General features: G+C 54.8%; 10 protein-coding genes. 8 read left to right on the top strand and 2 right to left on the bottom strand.

Features of this window, described 5'->3' with window-relative positions; genetic code table 11:
* Positions 1 to 162 precede the first annotated feature (162 nt).
* Entirely contained in the window at positions 163 to 1,764 is a 1,602-nt protein-coding gene (locus HZS79_RS00690; protein WP_179926813.1) for a BCCT family transporter, read from the top strand.
* A gap of 74 nt (positions 1,765 to 1,838) precedes the next feature.
* Here HZS79_RS00690 and HZS79_RS00685 read toward each other — a convergent pair whose 3' ends face one another.
* Complete coding sequence (locus tag HZS79_RS00685; protein ID WP_179926812.1) at positions 1,839 to 2,807, bottom strand: GlxA family transcriptional regulator; 969 nt, start codon at positions 2,805 to 2,807, stop codon at positions 1,839 to 1,841.
* Positions 2,808 to 3,220: 413 nt separating this feature from the next.
* Between HZS79_RS00685 and HZS79_RS00680 the strand changes: the two genes are divergently transcribed.
* Both HZS79_RS00680 and hutC read left to right on the top strand, forming a co-directional pair.
* Complete coding sequence (locus tag HZS79_RS00680) at positions 3,221 to 4,507, top strand: cyanophycinase (RefSeq protein WP_162217468.1); 1,287 nt, start codon at positions 3,221 to 3,223, stop codon at positions 4,505 to 4,507.
* A 155-nt stretch (positions 4,508 to 4,662) separates the two neighbouring features.
* Positions 4,663 to 5,379: a histidine utilization transcriptional repressor HutC gene (gene hutC / locus HZS79_RS00675; protein ID WP_162217467.1), complete on the top strand. Its 717-nt coding sequence runs from the start codon at positions 4,663 to 4,665 to the stop codon at positions 5,377 to 5,379.
* Between the two features lie 34 nt (positions 5,380 to 5,413).
* On the opposite strand, the gene HZS79_RS00670 is transcribed toward hutC, so the two are convergent.
* Positions 5,414 to 6,727 carry a YjiH family protein gene (locus tag HZS79_RS00670; RefSeq protein WP_179926811.1) on the bottom strand — a complete coding sequence of 438 codons (1,314 nt, stop codon included), beginning with the start codon at positions 6,725 to 6,727 and terminating at the stop codon, positions 5,414 to 5,416.
* Between the two features lie 321 nt (positions 6,728 to 7,048).
* Here HZS79_RS00670 and hutI point away from each other — a divergent pair, with 321 nt between their 5' ends.
* The 5 genes from hutI (at position 7,049) to HZS79_RS00645 (ending at position 14,039) form a co-directional block, all read left to right on the top strand.
* Complete coding sequence (gene hutI / locus HZS79_RS00665; RefSeq protein ID WP_179926810.1) at positions 7,049 to 8,263, top strand: imidazolonepropionase; 1,215 nt, start codon at positions 7,049 to 7,051, stop codon at positions 8,261 to 8,263.
* Positions 8,253 to 9,242 carry a formimidoylglutamase gene (gene hutG / locus HZS79_RS00660; RefSeq protein WP_179926809.1) on the top strand — a complete coding sequence of 330 codons (990 nt, stop codon included), beginning with the start codon at positions 8,253 to 8,255 and terminating at the stop codon, positions 9,240 to 9,242. The genes hutI and hutG overlap by 11 nt, the downstream gene beginning before the upstream one ends.
* Positions 9,243 to 9,324: 82 nt before the next feature.
* Positions 9,325 to 11,004, top strand: coding sequence for a urocanate hydratase (hutU, locus tag HZS79_RS00655; protein ID WP_162217463.1), 1,680 nt, complete (start codon positions 9,325 to 9,327; stop codon positions 11,002 to 11,004).
* Between the two features lie 29 nt (positions 11,005 to 11,033).
* Entirely contained in the window at positions 11,034 to 12,569 is a 1,536-nt protein-coding gene (gene hutH / locus HZS79_RS00650) for a histidine ammonia-lyase (RefSeq protein ID WP_009721875.1), read from the top strand.
* 123 nt (positions 12,570 to 12,692) lie between these two features.
* A complete protein-coding gene (locus tag HZS79_RS00645) occupies positions 12,693 to 14,039 on the top strand; it encodes a Na+/H+ antiporter family protein (RefSeq protein WP_162217462.1) in 1,347 nt (448 codons plus the stop codon).
* The last annotated feature ends 79 nt before the right edge of the window (positions 14,040 to 14,118 follow it).

Below are 14,118 nucleotides of genomic sequence, written 5' to 3'. Positions count from 1 at the left end.
TGAAAAACACAAAAACCGCCCGCTAACGCGGACGATTTATCGGGATTGCCGGCCCGACGTCCGGCCCAGGAGGACAAAAATATCGCTACGCCAACTCCCCCCCACCACCCGACTCCGCCTGAGCATAACGCCTCACCAAAGGCCGAACTCAGCACTGATTATATGGTGACTGAGCTAGCCCAAGGTGGCTTCTTCCGAGGCATGCACAAGGGCATGACGCTAACGGCTAGCGGTCTAGTGCTGCTCTTCGTGCTTTTCACAGGGCTCGGTTCAGATACAGCCGGAAACGTATTTGGCACGGCACGCGCCTGGATCGAGAGCACGTTCAGCGGTTATTACCTAATCACTGTAATGCTGCTACTGGCCGTCTGTGCCTTCATTGTCTTAAGCCGCTATGGAAGCATACGGCTCGGCCCCGATGACAGCCGCCCAGAGTTCAGCAATTTTGCCTGGTTTTCGATGCTCTTCTCAGCGGGTATCGGTATTGGCATTCTTTTTTTTGGCGTCGCTGAGCCCGTGTTCTATCTCGACGATACCGGCGCCTTCGGCTATCCCAACAACCCCCATGCCGATATGGCCGGTGCCACCGCCATCGGCCACGACCGCGCTATCGATGCATTACGCGTCACCGTCTTTCACTGGGGTCTTCATGGTTGGGCCATCTACGTGATTGTCGGTATGTCGCTGGCGTATTTTGCTTATCGAAAAGGGTTACCACTCGCACTGCGCTCGGCGCTTTACCCGTTCATCGGTGAACGCATTTTCGGCCCTATTGGCCACCTGTTTGATATTCTCGGGGTACTCGGCTGCGTCTTTGGGGTCGCTACGTCGCTGGGGCTGGGGGTTAGCCAAATGGCCGTCGGCTTAGAACGGCTGGTGGGTGTCGATCCCGGGTTAACTACTCAGCTGATGCTTATCGCTGGCATTTCCTTTATCTCAATACTCTCCGCAGTGACCGGCGTACGCGGCGGCATTCGTCTCATATCCGAGGTAAATATTTGGGTATCGCTGGTCGTCGTGGGCATTTTCCTCATTGGGGGCCCTACACTGTGGCTAATAATGGCATTCGGCGAAACCTTGGTCGACTACGCTGTCAACTTCATTCCCATGGGGCTTTGGTATGCTGACGAGGAGGGAACGGCTGCCTGGCAGCAGGGCTGGACAATCTTCTACTGGGGCTGGTGGCTGGCCTGGGCTCCCTTTGTGGGGCTATTCATCGCCCGCATTTCTAAGGGCCGGACTTTGCGGGAGTTTGTGCTTGGCGTCCTGTTAGTGCCTACCCTGATCATCTTTATCTGGCTGATTATCTTCGGCGGCAACGCCATGTATCAGGAGCTCTATGCGACGGGCGGCCCAGGTAGCGCCGGTATCATTGAGCTGGTAAACGCTTGGAACCTGCCCTCAGCACTGTTTGCCACCGCTGATGGCATTGTTGGCAGCGGCACCTTTGGTTGGATACTTTCCGCCATGATGGTCTTTCTACTGATGAGCTGGTTTGTCACCTCTTCAGACTCCGGCACTTTAGTACTCACCACCATTTTGTCACTCGGCGACAGTGAGCCACCGAAACGCTTTCGAATCTTCTGGGGCGTAGTCATTGGTTTAGTAGCGGCGGTGCTGCTGGTTGCCGGTGGCCTTAACGCACTGCAAACGGCGCTCATTGCTGCTGCCCTACCGCTCAGTGTTGTTGTGCTTGTGATGACCGCCGGCGTACTGCTCTCGCTATTCCGTGAGACGCTCGACGCACGGCGCAGAAGGCGCTGATCTAACACGCCGCCCTAATAACACCAGGCGCGCTTAGCGGCGACGCCTGGTGTACATCCCTTTTTGCACCACAATCAACTGCAATCGCTGCGTGAAGCGCGTGGCGAACAGCCAAAATGGGTGCGGAAAGCGCGCGCAAAGCTAGAGCTCGACGCAAACCCACACGCGATACCTACTGCCAATATCTCCATATCGGTTTCAGTGAGCAAACGTTTCGCCCGAGCCAAACGAAGCGACAAATACCACTGACGCGGTGTTTGATGAAGATGATACTCAAATAGCCTCTGAAGCTGACGAGAAGAAACACCGCTTCGCTGAGCAATATCAGCAAGGGACAAAGGCTCTTCCAAATGGCGCTCCATCAACGCAACCGCTTCAATTAGGCGCCGGTTATGCGTCCCCAGCCGTCGCGCTAGCGTCATACGCTGTTGGTCATGCCGACTTCTTAAGCGCTCATGAATAAGCTGCTCTGAGACATCGACGGCTAATTTGGTCCCATGACGTTTGGCGATCACTGCTAACGCCATGTCCATGGCGGCGGCACCACCCGCGCAGGAAAAACGCCGCTCACCCAGTTCAAACAACTCATCAGACGTTTCAACCGTTGGAAAACGCTCACGAAAAACCGGTAAGCTTTCCCAGTGCAAGGTAACCCGCTCCCCTTTTAACAACTGCGCGGCTGCTAATATAAAGCCGCCGGTGTCCAGCCCACCCAAGGCACATCCGGCTTGATCAAGCCGATGCAGCCATGAAATGAGCGCTCGGCTTAAATGATCTTCAGGCTCAAAGCCACTACAAACAGCCAACGAGGGTAGATCAAGTCCGCCGCCCATCGGCTGATCGACCAATAGCGTCATGCCATTGCTGGCGGTGACAGGCTCACCATCACAACTAAAGAGCGTCCACTCAAACAACGGCTGACCGCTAATACGATTGGATATTCGTAACGGCTCAACGGCAGAAAAAAACGCCATCATCGAAAAGCGCGGTAGCAGTAAAAAACCAACCCGCTCTGGCAGTGAATCAGAGTAGTGCAGACGCAAAATAACTCCTCAATATCAGCATTTTGTTCTGCTATTGCTGATGATGACCAGTGACAAAGAAACAGCATACCAACAACAATAACGAACCGTTATTCAAGGCATTGCACATATTGATTTTTGCTTTCGATAATATCGCTTGGTGTTTGCTAAACACCAAGCGGTGGTGGTAGCTTTAAAAAAAACGATAAGAAGTGTTCCCCTATGTCGCACCATTGCCTGTCATTACTCTCGCGTACCTATCGGCTTTTACTTAGCCGCTGGGTTGATGCGGTAGTGCTCACAGGTGCTTACCCTCTCACCCGTACTGCTTTAAGCGAATGGTACAACGAATAGCTTGATCGATCCGTCATCAGATTTTTCTCGAACTCGTCAATCAACGACGAAACCAGACGTATCGATTAAGGAATTTATTCATGTCGACTACCATGACGCGCCGTACCCTGAAACACTCCCTACTCGCCCTCTCATTGGGTGGTGCATTAATGAGCAGCCAAGCAGCCTTTGCTGACTCACCCGGTGCGCTTATTATCGCCGGTGGTTTTTTACAAGAGAGCCACGAGGATGTCTTCCAAGCAGTGATCAACCCCGTCGACAAGCCCGCCGAAGAGATTCGCCTTGGCGTAGTACCGGCTGCCACCGGCAATATCTCTGGCAACTACGACAAGATTGTTGAAGCATTTTCGCGGTTGGGCCTCAGTGAAGACAATATCCGCTTGCTTCCGCTAGCGGTTAACGATGACAAACGAACGGAAGACGTTGATGAGTCAGAGTGGGCCGACAATGGTCGTGATGAAGAACTGGCTGCTTCTATCGACGAGCTAGATGCCATCTGGTTCCTGGGCGGCGACCAAACCCGAATCACCGCAGTACTCTTAGAAGAAGATGGCAGTGATACGCCGGTGCTCGCTGCGATACGTGACTTCCATTCACGAGGTGGCGTTCTGGCAGGTACCAGTGCAGGGGCAGCGATTATGTCTTCCACCATGCTCGCGGGCGGTGATAGCAAAGGCGCGCTCTTCCAGGGCTTCAGCGATGACTATGAGAGCATGAATAACCAAGAGTATGGCCCTGCTGTTGTACGCCCAGGACTCGGCTTCTTCGAGGCAGGGCTGATCGATCAACACTTCGATCGTAAAGCCCGTCTTGGACGGCTGCTAACCGTGATGCTAGAACATGAAGGTGGTCAGCCATTAGGGGTTGGCATTGATGAAGGCACTGCACTCATCGTTGATAACGGCGAATGGCAAGTGGCAGGCCGTGGCGGCATAACACTCGTGGATACCAGTGAAACGACTCGCCCGACATCAGGCTTCCCAATCACCGTGGAAAACGTTCGCCTAAGCTATTTACTACCGGGTGACCGCTACCAGCCTGAAAGCGGTGAATATCACGTTCGCGAGGGTGCTTATGAAACCTTGGGCAGCGAGTATTTCGAGGTTCCTGTGAGCCTGCAGAGCGGCCTGTTCAGCGCCAACCGTAATTTGCAGGAGCTTATCGGCTTTGACCTGCTAGACAATTCAGCCACCGAGCAAGTTACTTCCCTGCTGATTGGCGACGATAATCAGGCGCTGCGGATTGTCTTTACTCAAGACGAGCAAACCCAAGGCTACTGGAGTCAGGACATGACGCTGGATATATACAGCTTTGAGAACGTACGGATGGATCTAGAGCCGCTTCGCGTTGAGATACACACGCCCTAAAGTGTTTCTATAAACACTGCTTATCGCTATTGTAAGCACTATGCACACCGAGCCATTAATGGCTCGGTGTGCTGAATCAGCATCAGGGTGCCCTTAGCTATCGCACAAGGTAAACTGAATATGGTTAGACAATAGATTCATTTGAAAGGCACTTCATGACCAGCGCTCCCCCACTTTATCTGCAAATACAGCAGCACCTGCTAGAGAAAATCCAGGGCGGTGCCTGGCCAGCGCACCACCAAATCCCACCCGAAGAGCAGCTTGCCCGAGATTTTGAGGTAAGCCGAATGACAGCCAATAAAGCGATTCGTGATCTTGTCCAAAAAGGCTACCTAACACGCCAGCCTGGGTTAGGCACCTTTGTGACAGACCGCAAAGCAGAGTCGTCTCTGGTTGAGGTGTACAACATTGCCGATGAAGTACGCTCCCGAGGGCATCATTACAGCAGCATCGTGCTGCTCTGCGAAGCCATTAAAGCTGATGACGAAATCGCTTTGCGCCTGGGCGTGCGTCTTGGCAGTCGCGTGTTTCAAACACTGCTTGTGCACTTGGAAAACGACACACCCATTCAACTTGAAAACCGCTATGTTAACCCCCGCTGGGTACCCAATTATCTAAAGAGTGATTTTTCGGTACATACACCCAACGAAATACTGGTAGCGGCCTGCCCAATCACTGACGTAGAGCACATCGTTGAGGCCGTGCTTGTTGATCAGCAAACAGCCGAATGGCTTGCTATCGATACCTCAACCCCCTGCCTGAGTATGGTTCGGCGTACGTGGTCAGGTGAGCAGCTCATCAGCTATGCCCGCTTACTCCACCCAGGCAACCGCTACAAGCTTCGCTCCTCGGTGCATCGCCAAGCGTCATAAGGGCTTAGCTGATAAAGACTCAGCTGATAAAGACTTAGCTGATAAGGGCTTGCACCAAATAGCCTGTTGGTATGGCGAGCGTCAGGCTTAATGCAACGCGAATAAACCACACCACTAACATTCGCCCTACGGACAACGGAATACTCGTAGAGAGAATGCAAGGAATTGAGGCTGAGAAAAACAACACAGAAGATACTGATACCACGCCTGCTGCAAAACGCGACACAAATTCCGCTTCTGCCATTAACAGTGCCGGTAAAAACATTTCGGCAAGACCTGCAGCGGAGGCCTGAGCAAGCGCAGCGGCGTCTGCAACTCCCCACACCGCCACGAAGGGGTAGAAAAACCAGCCCAACCATTCAAACAGTGGTGTGTATTTAGCCGCAAGCAACCCTAGCAAACCAACCGACATGATCGAGGGCAGGATGCTGATCGCCATCACGAGCCCTTCTTTGAAGTTAATCGCGACACTTTTATGCAACGCGGGCGCTCGGGCAGCTACTTCCAACCCTGTCTGCCAAGCAATTGATAAGCGCTTCCCGGCAACCGCCTCGGGCTCGCCATCTTTAGCACTGTCATCCATGCCTGATAGTGGCGGTAAGCGGACAGTAACCGCCGTGACAATAAACGTGATCAATAATGTTAGCCAAAAATAGAAGTTCCATACCGCCATCAAATCCAGCGTGCGTGCCACGATAATCATGAATGTTGCCGATACGGTAGAGAAACCCGTGGCGATAATAGCGGCCTCTCGCGCTGAATACTGCCCTGCCTGATAAACACGGTTGGTAATCAATAGACCAATTGAGTAGCTGCCCACGAATGAGGCAACCGCGTCGATAGCCGAACGCCCTGGCGTTCGCCAAATGGGCCGCATCACCGGCTGAACCAACACACCAATAAGTTCAAGCAATCCATAGCTGATCAACAAGGCGAGGAAAATCGCGCCAATGGGAACAATCAAACCTACCGGAATCACCAGCTTATCAAACAGGAAAGGCAGCATGTCCGGCTCATGCAAAAAGTCTGGTCCCCATCCGGTTATTGCCATGAGTGCTGCCACAACCCCAAGCAGCTTTAGCCCGGTAAAAATGCGCTCGGTAACATTGCGATTCCAATAACCTCGAACCAATGGATAAGCAGCACCGGAGGCAATCAGCGCCAGCGCATAAAAGCCGCTAGCATCACCTAGTAACCCTCGGGCTCCAGACACCATGTGATCAAGCAAGATGGTGCGGCGGTCACCTATTTCGATAGGCACGAAAAAAATCAGTATCCCTAGAGCACTTGGAAAAAACAGCTTAAGTATCAGTGCGATACTGGGTCGCTGCTGGATGGGAGTGAGCATATGGGCACGCCTCTTGTTGTAGTAAAGCTTACAAATGAGCTTCCAACACTTAATGTATATACATTAGGGAGGCGATTGAAGGTTATTCCCATCTAAAAATGATAGACATTAGTCTAACAAAAAAACCTTAAACGGCCGTAAAAAAATGAATAAATATTTATAATATATTGTTTTTATGGATTAAAAATAATCCCTCACTCTTCTTTACCTCAATCCCCCTTCAATAACGTCTTTACCCAACACCTTGACGAATCCACTTCAATTGACCTTAATTGTATATACATTACGTTTTTGAACTAGGCTTTTTGAGAGGAGCTCCCTATGTCGAATGCAACGGATCGTCGTCTCTGGCGCGATATCAGCGTCTTCGATGGCCTGCGGACACTGCCCGATCGCATGGCCGTTATCACCGAGGGAGCGCACATCATCTCCTTGTCGCCCATGGCTGAGTTCAACGAGCAACTCGCCAATAACTGCACAGAAATGGGCAGCGGCGGCGTGATGACCCCAGGCCTCGTGGATTGCCACACTCACCTCGTATTTGGTGGCTCTCGGGCGGAAGAGTTTGAAGCACGCCTTGAAGGGGCTAGCTATGAAGAGATCGCTAAACGCGGTGGCGGCATTCTCAGTACCGTTCGTGCCACCCGAGAAGCTAGCGAAGATGAGCTGCTAAGACTCGCGAAACCACGCCTTGAAGCACTGATGGCCGACGGCGTTACCACCGTAGAGATTAAGTCTGGCTACGGGCTAACCGTCAAAGATGAACTTAAGATGCTGCGCGTCGCGCGCCGCCTCGGCAAAATGCTGCCAGTCAACGTGGTCACTACCTTGCTGGGTGCCCATGCGCTTCCCCCTGAATTCAAGAATGACAGCGACGGCTACATCGACCTTGTCTGCCAGGAGATGATCCCCGCCGCGGTGGCCGAAGGACTGGCAGATGCCGTTGATGTTTTCTGCGAAAAGATCGCCTTCTCTGTGGAACAGTGCGAACGAGTGTTTGAAGCTGCTAAGGCTCATGGCCTGCCCATTAAGGCCCACGCCGAGCAGCTCTCTAATCTGGGGGGAACAGCCATGGCCGCGCGCCACGGTGCCCTATCTGCTGATCACATCGAATACCTGGATGACACTGGCATCGCCGCCATGCGTGAGGCTGGTAGTGTGGCGGTCATACTACCGGGCGCGTTCCATACGTTACGTGAAACGCAGCAACCGCCTATCGAGGCCCTGCGCAAAGCAGGCGTGCCGATGGCGGTGGCTACCGATGCCAACCCCGGCAGCTCGCCCCTGTTTATGCCCACGCTAATGCTCAATCTGGCCTGTACGCTGTTCCGCCTGACACCCCAAGAAGCATTGACAGGCATGACGACTCACGGGGCAACCGCGCTAGGGCTGGCGGATAAAGGGCTTATCCACGAAGGCGCAGAAGCCAACCTCTGTGTATGGAATGTCGATGCGCCCGCTGAGCTCGCTTACGCCGTACAGCCGGGGCGCCTTCGTCAGCGGTTATTCCAGGGAGCGCTTACCCATGGCCAATAACAGCGCCTCTAACAGTACGTCTACCAGTACATCCGCTGAAACAGCGCTCGACATGTCGCTCTGGACGGGACGAACAGACCCGGAACCCAACAGTGAGCGTTGGCACCAAAAGATCCAGCCACTCAGCCAAACGGCAGCGCCGGGCTGTGCGTTATTAGGCTTTGAAAGCGATGCAGGTGTTGCCAGAAATCAGGGGCGCACCGGTGCCGCGCAAGGTCCTACGGCACTGCGTAAAGCACTAGCACCGATGGCATGGCATCGCACTGGCCCCGCCTATGATGCGGGAAATGTTCGCTGCGAAGGCGATGCCTTAGAAACCGCCCAACAGACCCTCGCCGATCATGTATCGGCGCTGCTTAACGCTGAGCACTTCCCCATTGTGCTGGGTGGCGGTCATGAAGTGGCCTACGGTAGCTGGCTGGGGCTTGCCCAGCATCTCGCTGATAACGACGAAAAAGCGCCACGCATCGGCATTATCAATTTTGATGCCCACTTCGATCTGCGCGACCCTTCTCATGTTCGCTCTTCGGGCACCCCCTTTACGCAAATTGCTGATGAATGCGCCCAACGCGGCTGGCCGTTTCGCTACGCCTGCTTAGGCGTAAGCCGCGCTGCCAATACCCGTGCGCTGTTTAGTCGAGCAGCAGAACTCGGCGTCATGGTTCGTGAAGACCGGGACTTTCAACCAGCACACCTTGAACGTATTCAACGCGACCTAGAGCGCTTCATGGTGCGCTGTGACCATCTTTATCTGACCATCGACCTGGATGTGTTGCCCGCTGGGGAAGCCCCTGGGGTCAGCGCCCCCGCCGCTCGAGGCGTCTCACTCGCGTTGATTGAACCGCTGATTGACGCCATCCGCGACAGCGGCAAGCTCCGCTTAGCCGATCTCGCTGAGCTAAATCCCGCTCACGATATCGATAGCCGTACTGCCCGCTCGGCAGCCCGGCTTGTCTTTCAGTTGGCGCTCGACACCTAGCGCCCTGAATCAGTTATTCAATGAGTCACTGACCATTAACTAATCAACGAATAACAAACCGCTAAACCAGAGGAATTTCGCCATGTTACCGAACGATAAACGTCACGATGCTTCCCGTAAGATTGCTGCCCCCACCGGTAGCCAACTCAGCTGCAAAAGCTGGCTGACCGAAGCCCCGCTACGCATGCTGATGAACAACCTCCACCCTGACGTGGCTGAGCGCCCTGAGGATCTGGTGGTGTATGGCGGCATTGGCCGCGCCGCCCGTGACTGGGAGTGCTACGACAAAATTGTTGAGACGCTCCAGCGACTGGAAGACACGCAAACCTTACTGGTGCAGTCCGGCAAACCGGTAGGTGTATTTGAGACCCATAAAGACGCCCCGCGAGTACTCATTGCCAACTCCAACCTGGTGCCCGCCTGGGCCAACTGGGAACACTTCAATGAGCTGGATCGCAAGGGTCTGATGATGTATGGCCAGATGACCGCAGGTTCCTGGATTTACATCGGCTCTCAAGGCATTGTTCAAGGCACCTATGAAACCTTTGTTGAAGCGGGCCGCCAACACTTCGACGGCAACCTAAAGGGGCGCTGGATTCTCACTGCTGGCCTTGGCGGCATGGGTGGCGCACAACCGCTGGCTGCCACCCTGGCCGGTGCCTGCTCGCTGAATATCGAGTGCCAGCAAACCAGCATCGATTTCCGTCTGCGCACCCGCTACCTGGATGAGCAAGCCGACGATCTTGACGATGCACTGGCGCGGATTGAGCGCTATACAGCCGAAGGTAAAGCCATCTCAATTGGCCTGTGTGCCAACGCGGCAGATGTACTGCCTGAACTGGTCAAGCGCGGCGTGAAGCCCGATATGGTGACTGACCAAACCAGTGCCCACGATCCGCTACACGGCTACTTGCCGGCAGGCTGGACCTGGGAAGAGTACGTCGCCCGTGGTAAATCACAACCCCAAGCCACCGTTAAAGCCGCCAAGCAGTCGATGGCAGTGCATGTTCAAGCCATGCTCGACTTCCAGAAAATGGGCGTGCCGACTTTCGATTATGGCAACAATATTCGTCAGATGGCTCAAGAAGAAGGCGTGACGAATGCCTTCGATTTCCCCGGCTTTGTGCCAGCCTATATCCGTCCTTTATTCTGCCAGGGAATTGGCCCGTTCCGCTGGGCGGCGCTATCCGGCGACCCGGAAGATATTTACAAAACCGACCAGAAAGTCAAAGAGCTGATCCCCGACGACCCGCACCTGCACAACTGGCTAGATATGGCGCGGGAACGCATCAGCTTCCAAGGTCTTCCGGCACGTATCTGCTGGGTCGGCCTGAAAGATCGCGCTCGTCTTGGCCAAGCCTTTAACGAGATGGTCAAAAACGGCGAGCTTAAAGCACCGGTGGTTATCGGTCGCGACCACCTGGATTCCGGCTCCGTGGCGAGCCCCAACCGCGAGACCGAGTCGATGATGGATGGCTCTGACGCCGTCTCCGACTGGCCGCTGTTGAATGCCCTACTTAACACCGCCGGTGGTGCCACTTGGGTATCGCTACACCACGGTGGCGGTGTCGGCATGGGCTACTCCCAGCACTCGGGTGTGGTTATTGTCGCCGACGGCACCGATGATGCCCACGCACGCCTTGGCCGCGTGCTGCGTAACGACCCAGGTACTGGCGTTATGCGCCACGCCGATGCAGGCTACGAAATCGCTAAAGAATCTGCCCGTGAAAACGGCCTCGATTTGCCGATGCTGAACCGCTAGACATTTAACAACGACAAGGAGTACGAATCATGCCCCACCTTGATATTCAGCCCGGCAAAATGACACTGGCGCAGGCGCGCCAGGTCTTTCAATCACCGGTCAAGGTTAGCCTGCCAAGCAGTGCTGACGAAGCCATTCAAAAAAGCGTGGATTGCGTCAACCGTGTGGTCGACGAGAACCGCACGGTCTACGGCATTAACACTGGGTTTGGGCTGCTTGCTCAAACACGTATCGCCGATGAAGACCTGGAAGCGCTGCAACGTTCACTAGTGCTCTCCCATGCCACCGGCGTGGGCGCTGCGATGGATGACAGCCTTGTACGGCTCATCATGGTGCTTAAGGTTAACAGCCTAGCGAGGGGCTTTTCCGGCATTCGCCGGGAAGTCCTCGATGCGCTGATCGCCTTGATCAACGCCGAGGTGTATCCGCATATTCCGCTAAAAGGCTCGGTGGGAGCCTCCGGTGATCTTGCGCCGCTGGCCCACATGAGTGTGGTACTGATTGGTGAAGGCAAAGCGCGATACAAAGGCGAATGGCTCTCCGCTGAGGAAGCGCTCAAAGTCGCCGGTCTTAGCCCCATTGCGCTGGCTCCCAAAGAGGGCTTGGCACTGCTCAACGGCACCCAGGTATCAACCGCTTACGCGCTACGCGGCCTGTTCGATGCCGAAGACCTGTATGCCGCCGCCACGGTCTGCGGCTCCCTGACGGTTGAAGCCACGTTAGGCTCGCGCTCGCCGTTCGATGCGCGCATTCATGAAGTGCGCGGCCAACGCGGCCAAATCGACGCAGCGGCGGCTTATCGGCATCTGCTCGGCGAAACCAGCGACATCGGCGACTCCCACGCCAACTGCGATAGAGTGCAGGATCCTTACTCCCTGCGCTGTCAGCCGCAGGTAATGGGGGCAGCACTGACTCAAATTCGCCATGTTGCCGACATACTGGCGGTTGAAGTCAACGCGGTATCCGACAACCCATTGGTGTTTGAAGATACCGACGACATTATCTCCGGTGGTAACTTCCACGCCGAGCCGGTCGCCATGGCTGCCGACAACCTGGCGCTTGCCATCGCTGAAATCGGTTCGCTGGCGGAACGACGCATCTCCTTGATGATGGACAAGCACATGTCCCAGCTGCCGCCCTTCCTGGTCGAAAAAGGCGGCGTCAACTCCGGGTTTATGATTGCCCAAGTCACAGCAGCCGCCCTGGCCAGCGAAAACAAAGCGTTGGCGCATCCGCATAGCGTAGACAGCCTGCCCACCTCAGCCAACCAGGAAGATCACGTTTCCATGGCACCGGCGGCGGGCAAGCGGTTATGGGAAATGGCCGATAACGTGCGTGGCATTCTCGCGATCGAATGGCTAAGTGCTTGCCAAGGGCTCGATATGCGCCACGGTTTAAACACCACCGAGCCACTGGAACAAGCCAAACAGTTGCTGCGTAAGCATGTTACCCATTACGACCAGGATCGCTTCTTTGCCCCAGACATTGAAGCAGCCAGCGACCTATTAGCCGCCAGAACACTAAGCCACCTGCTTCGGCCTGGCACCCTACCAAGCCAGCACTAAGCGGCTTTTTCTACCCCGCAGCAACAGGCTGCGGGGTTCCACTGCATTCACTCTCAACGACATCTAATTCCAACGACATCTAATTCCAACTAAATCTAATTCCAACGACAAGAGTAGCTATTCATGAATGCTATCGTTTTGGCCATTTTAGTGATGGTCAGCCTCAGCTTGGCTCGAGTTTCCGTTGTCTTTGCCTTAATCGTCGCCACATTGGTCGGTGGGCTTTATGCGGGCATGCCCGTTAATGCCATCCTTGATTCCTTTAACGATGGCCTCGGTAACGGTGCCACCGTGGCCCTGGCCTATGCCGTGCTGGGGGCTTTCGCCGTCGCACTCTCACGTTCGGGTATCACCGAGGTGATGGCGAACCGCGCCATTACGCGTTTTCAGGTGGATCATTCTGGCAGCAGTCGACGTATGGTGACCTATACCTTACTAGCCGCCTTGCTAGCCGCAGCAGTCAGCTCTCAGAATCTGATTCCGGTGCACATTGCCTTCATCCCGGTACTGGTCCCGCCACTACTCAAGCTGATGAATCACCTTGAGCTTGACCGCCGACTCGTCGCCTGCGTGATCACCTTTGGTATTACTGCCCCCTACATGCTTCTACCGGTAGGGTTTGGTGCCATCTTTCTCAACGACATCCTGCTGACCAACCTGAACGAAAGCGGTGCCGAACTGGGGCTGGAAGTCACCCGGGGTATGGTACCCATGGCGATGGTGATTCCCATTGGTGGCATGGCATTGGGTCTTGCCGTTGCAGTTCTGTTTAGCTATCGCAAAGGCCGCCACTACCAAGATCGTGACCTGGCGAAAGGCGATGAAACCCCAGCGGAAGCGGCCCAGCATTTGAAGGGTTGGCAAAAAGCCGTACTGGCAATAGCACTGGTTGGCACCGTGGCCGTTCAGCTCTACACCGGCTCAATGGTGCTGGGCGGTATCTTTGGTTTTGCTCTGCTTTCACTAAGCGGTGTCTTCCGCTGGCATGAACAGGACGGTATTTTCACCGAAGGTATGCGCATGATGGCCCTGGTCGGGTTCATTATGATTACCGCCGCTGGCTTTGCCAGTGTGATGCAGGCCAGCGGAGAGGTGGAAGCGCTGGTCAGCAGCTCTACAGAAATAATCGGTGATAACAAAGGCCTGGCAGCGCTAATCATGCTCCTCGTGGGTCTCTTTATCACCATGGGTATCGGCTCTTCTTTCTCGACGATTCCCATCATCGCATCACTGTACGTACCGCTTGCGCTGAATTTTGGCTTTTCACCGCTGGCCACCGTGGCACTGGTAGGTACCGCAGCTGCCCTGGGCGACGCAGGCTCACCCGCCTCCGATTCGACGCTTGGCCCAACCGCCGGTCTCAATGCTGACGGGCAGCACGACCATATCTGGGACAGTGTTGTACCGACCTTCCTGCACTACAACATCCCGCTGATTGCCTTTGGGTGGGTAGCCGCTATGATTCTATAACGCGCTGTCCCCAGTATTTCCCCAGCACCAGCCACCCTGCTCATTCGAGCGGGGTGGTTTCGTAATACAAACACTAGTA

Origin of the sequence: Vreelandella zhaodongensis (assembly GCF_013415115.1) — a bacterium.
Taxonomy (GTDB): domain Bacteria; phylum Pseudomonadota; class Gammaproteobacteria; order Pseudomonadales; family Halomonadaceae; genus Vreelandella; species Vreelandella zhaodongensis.
Note: the sequence above shows the minus strand (reverse complement) of the source record. Positions and strands in the feature narration are given on the sequence as shown.

Coding starts and splice junctions, on each gene's coding strand:
- hutU (WP_162217463.1), top strand. CDS start 9,325: ATGTTACCGAACGATAAACGTCACGATGCTTCCCGTAAGATTGCTGCC.
- hutH (WP_009721875.1), top strand. CDS start 11,034: ATGCCCCACCTTGATATTCAGCCCGGCAAAATGACACTGGCGCAGGCG.
- hutG (WP_179926809.1), top strand. CDS start 8,253: ATGGCCAATAACAGCGCCTCTAACAGTACGTCTACCAGTACATCCGCT.
- HZS79_RS00645 (WP_162217462.1), top strand. CDS start 12,693: ATGAATGCTATCGTTTTGGCCATTTTAGTGATGGTCAGCCTCAGCTTG.
- HZS79_RS00670 (WP_179926811.1), bottom strand. CDS start 6,727: ATGCTCACTCCCATCCAGCAGCGACCCAGTATCGCACTGATACTTAAG.
- HZS79_RS00680 (WP_162217468.1), top strand. CDS start 3,221: ATGTCGACTACCATGACGCGCCGTACCCTGAAACACTCCCTACTCGCC.
- hutC (WP_162217467.1), top strand. CDS start 4,663: ATGACCAGCGCTCCCCCACTTTATCTGCAAATACAGCAGCACCTGCTA.
- hutI (WP_179926810.1), top strand. CDS start 7,049: ATGTCGAATGCAACGGATCGTCGTCTCTGGCGCGATATCAGCGTCTTC.
- HZS79_RS00690 (WP_179926813.1), top strand. CDS start 163: ATGGTGACTGAGCTAGCCCAAGGTGGCTTCTTCCGAGGCATGCACAAG.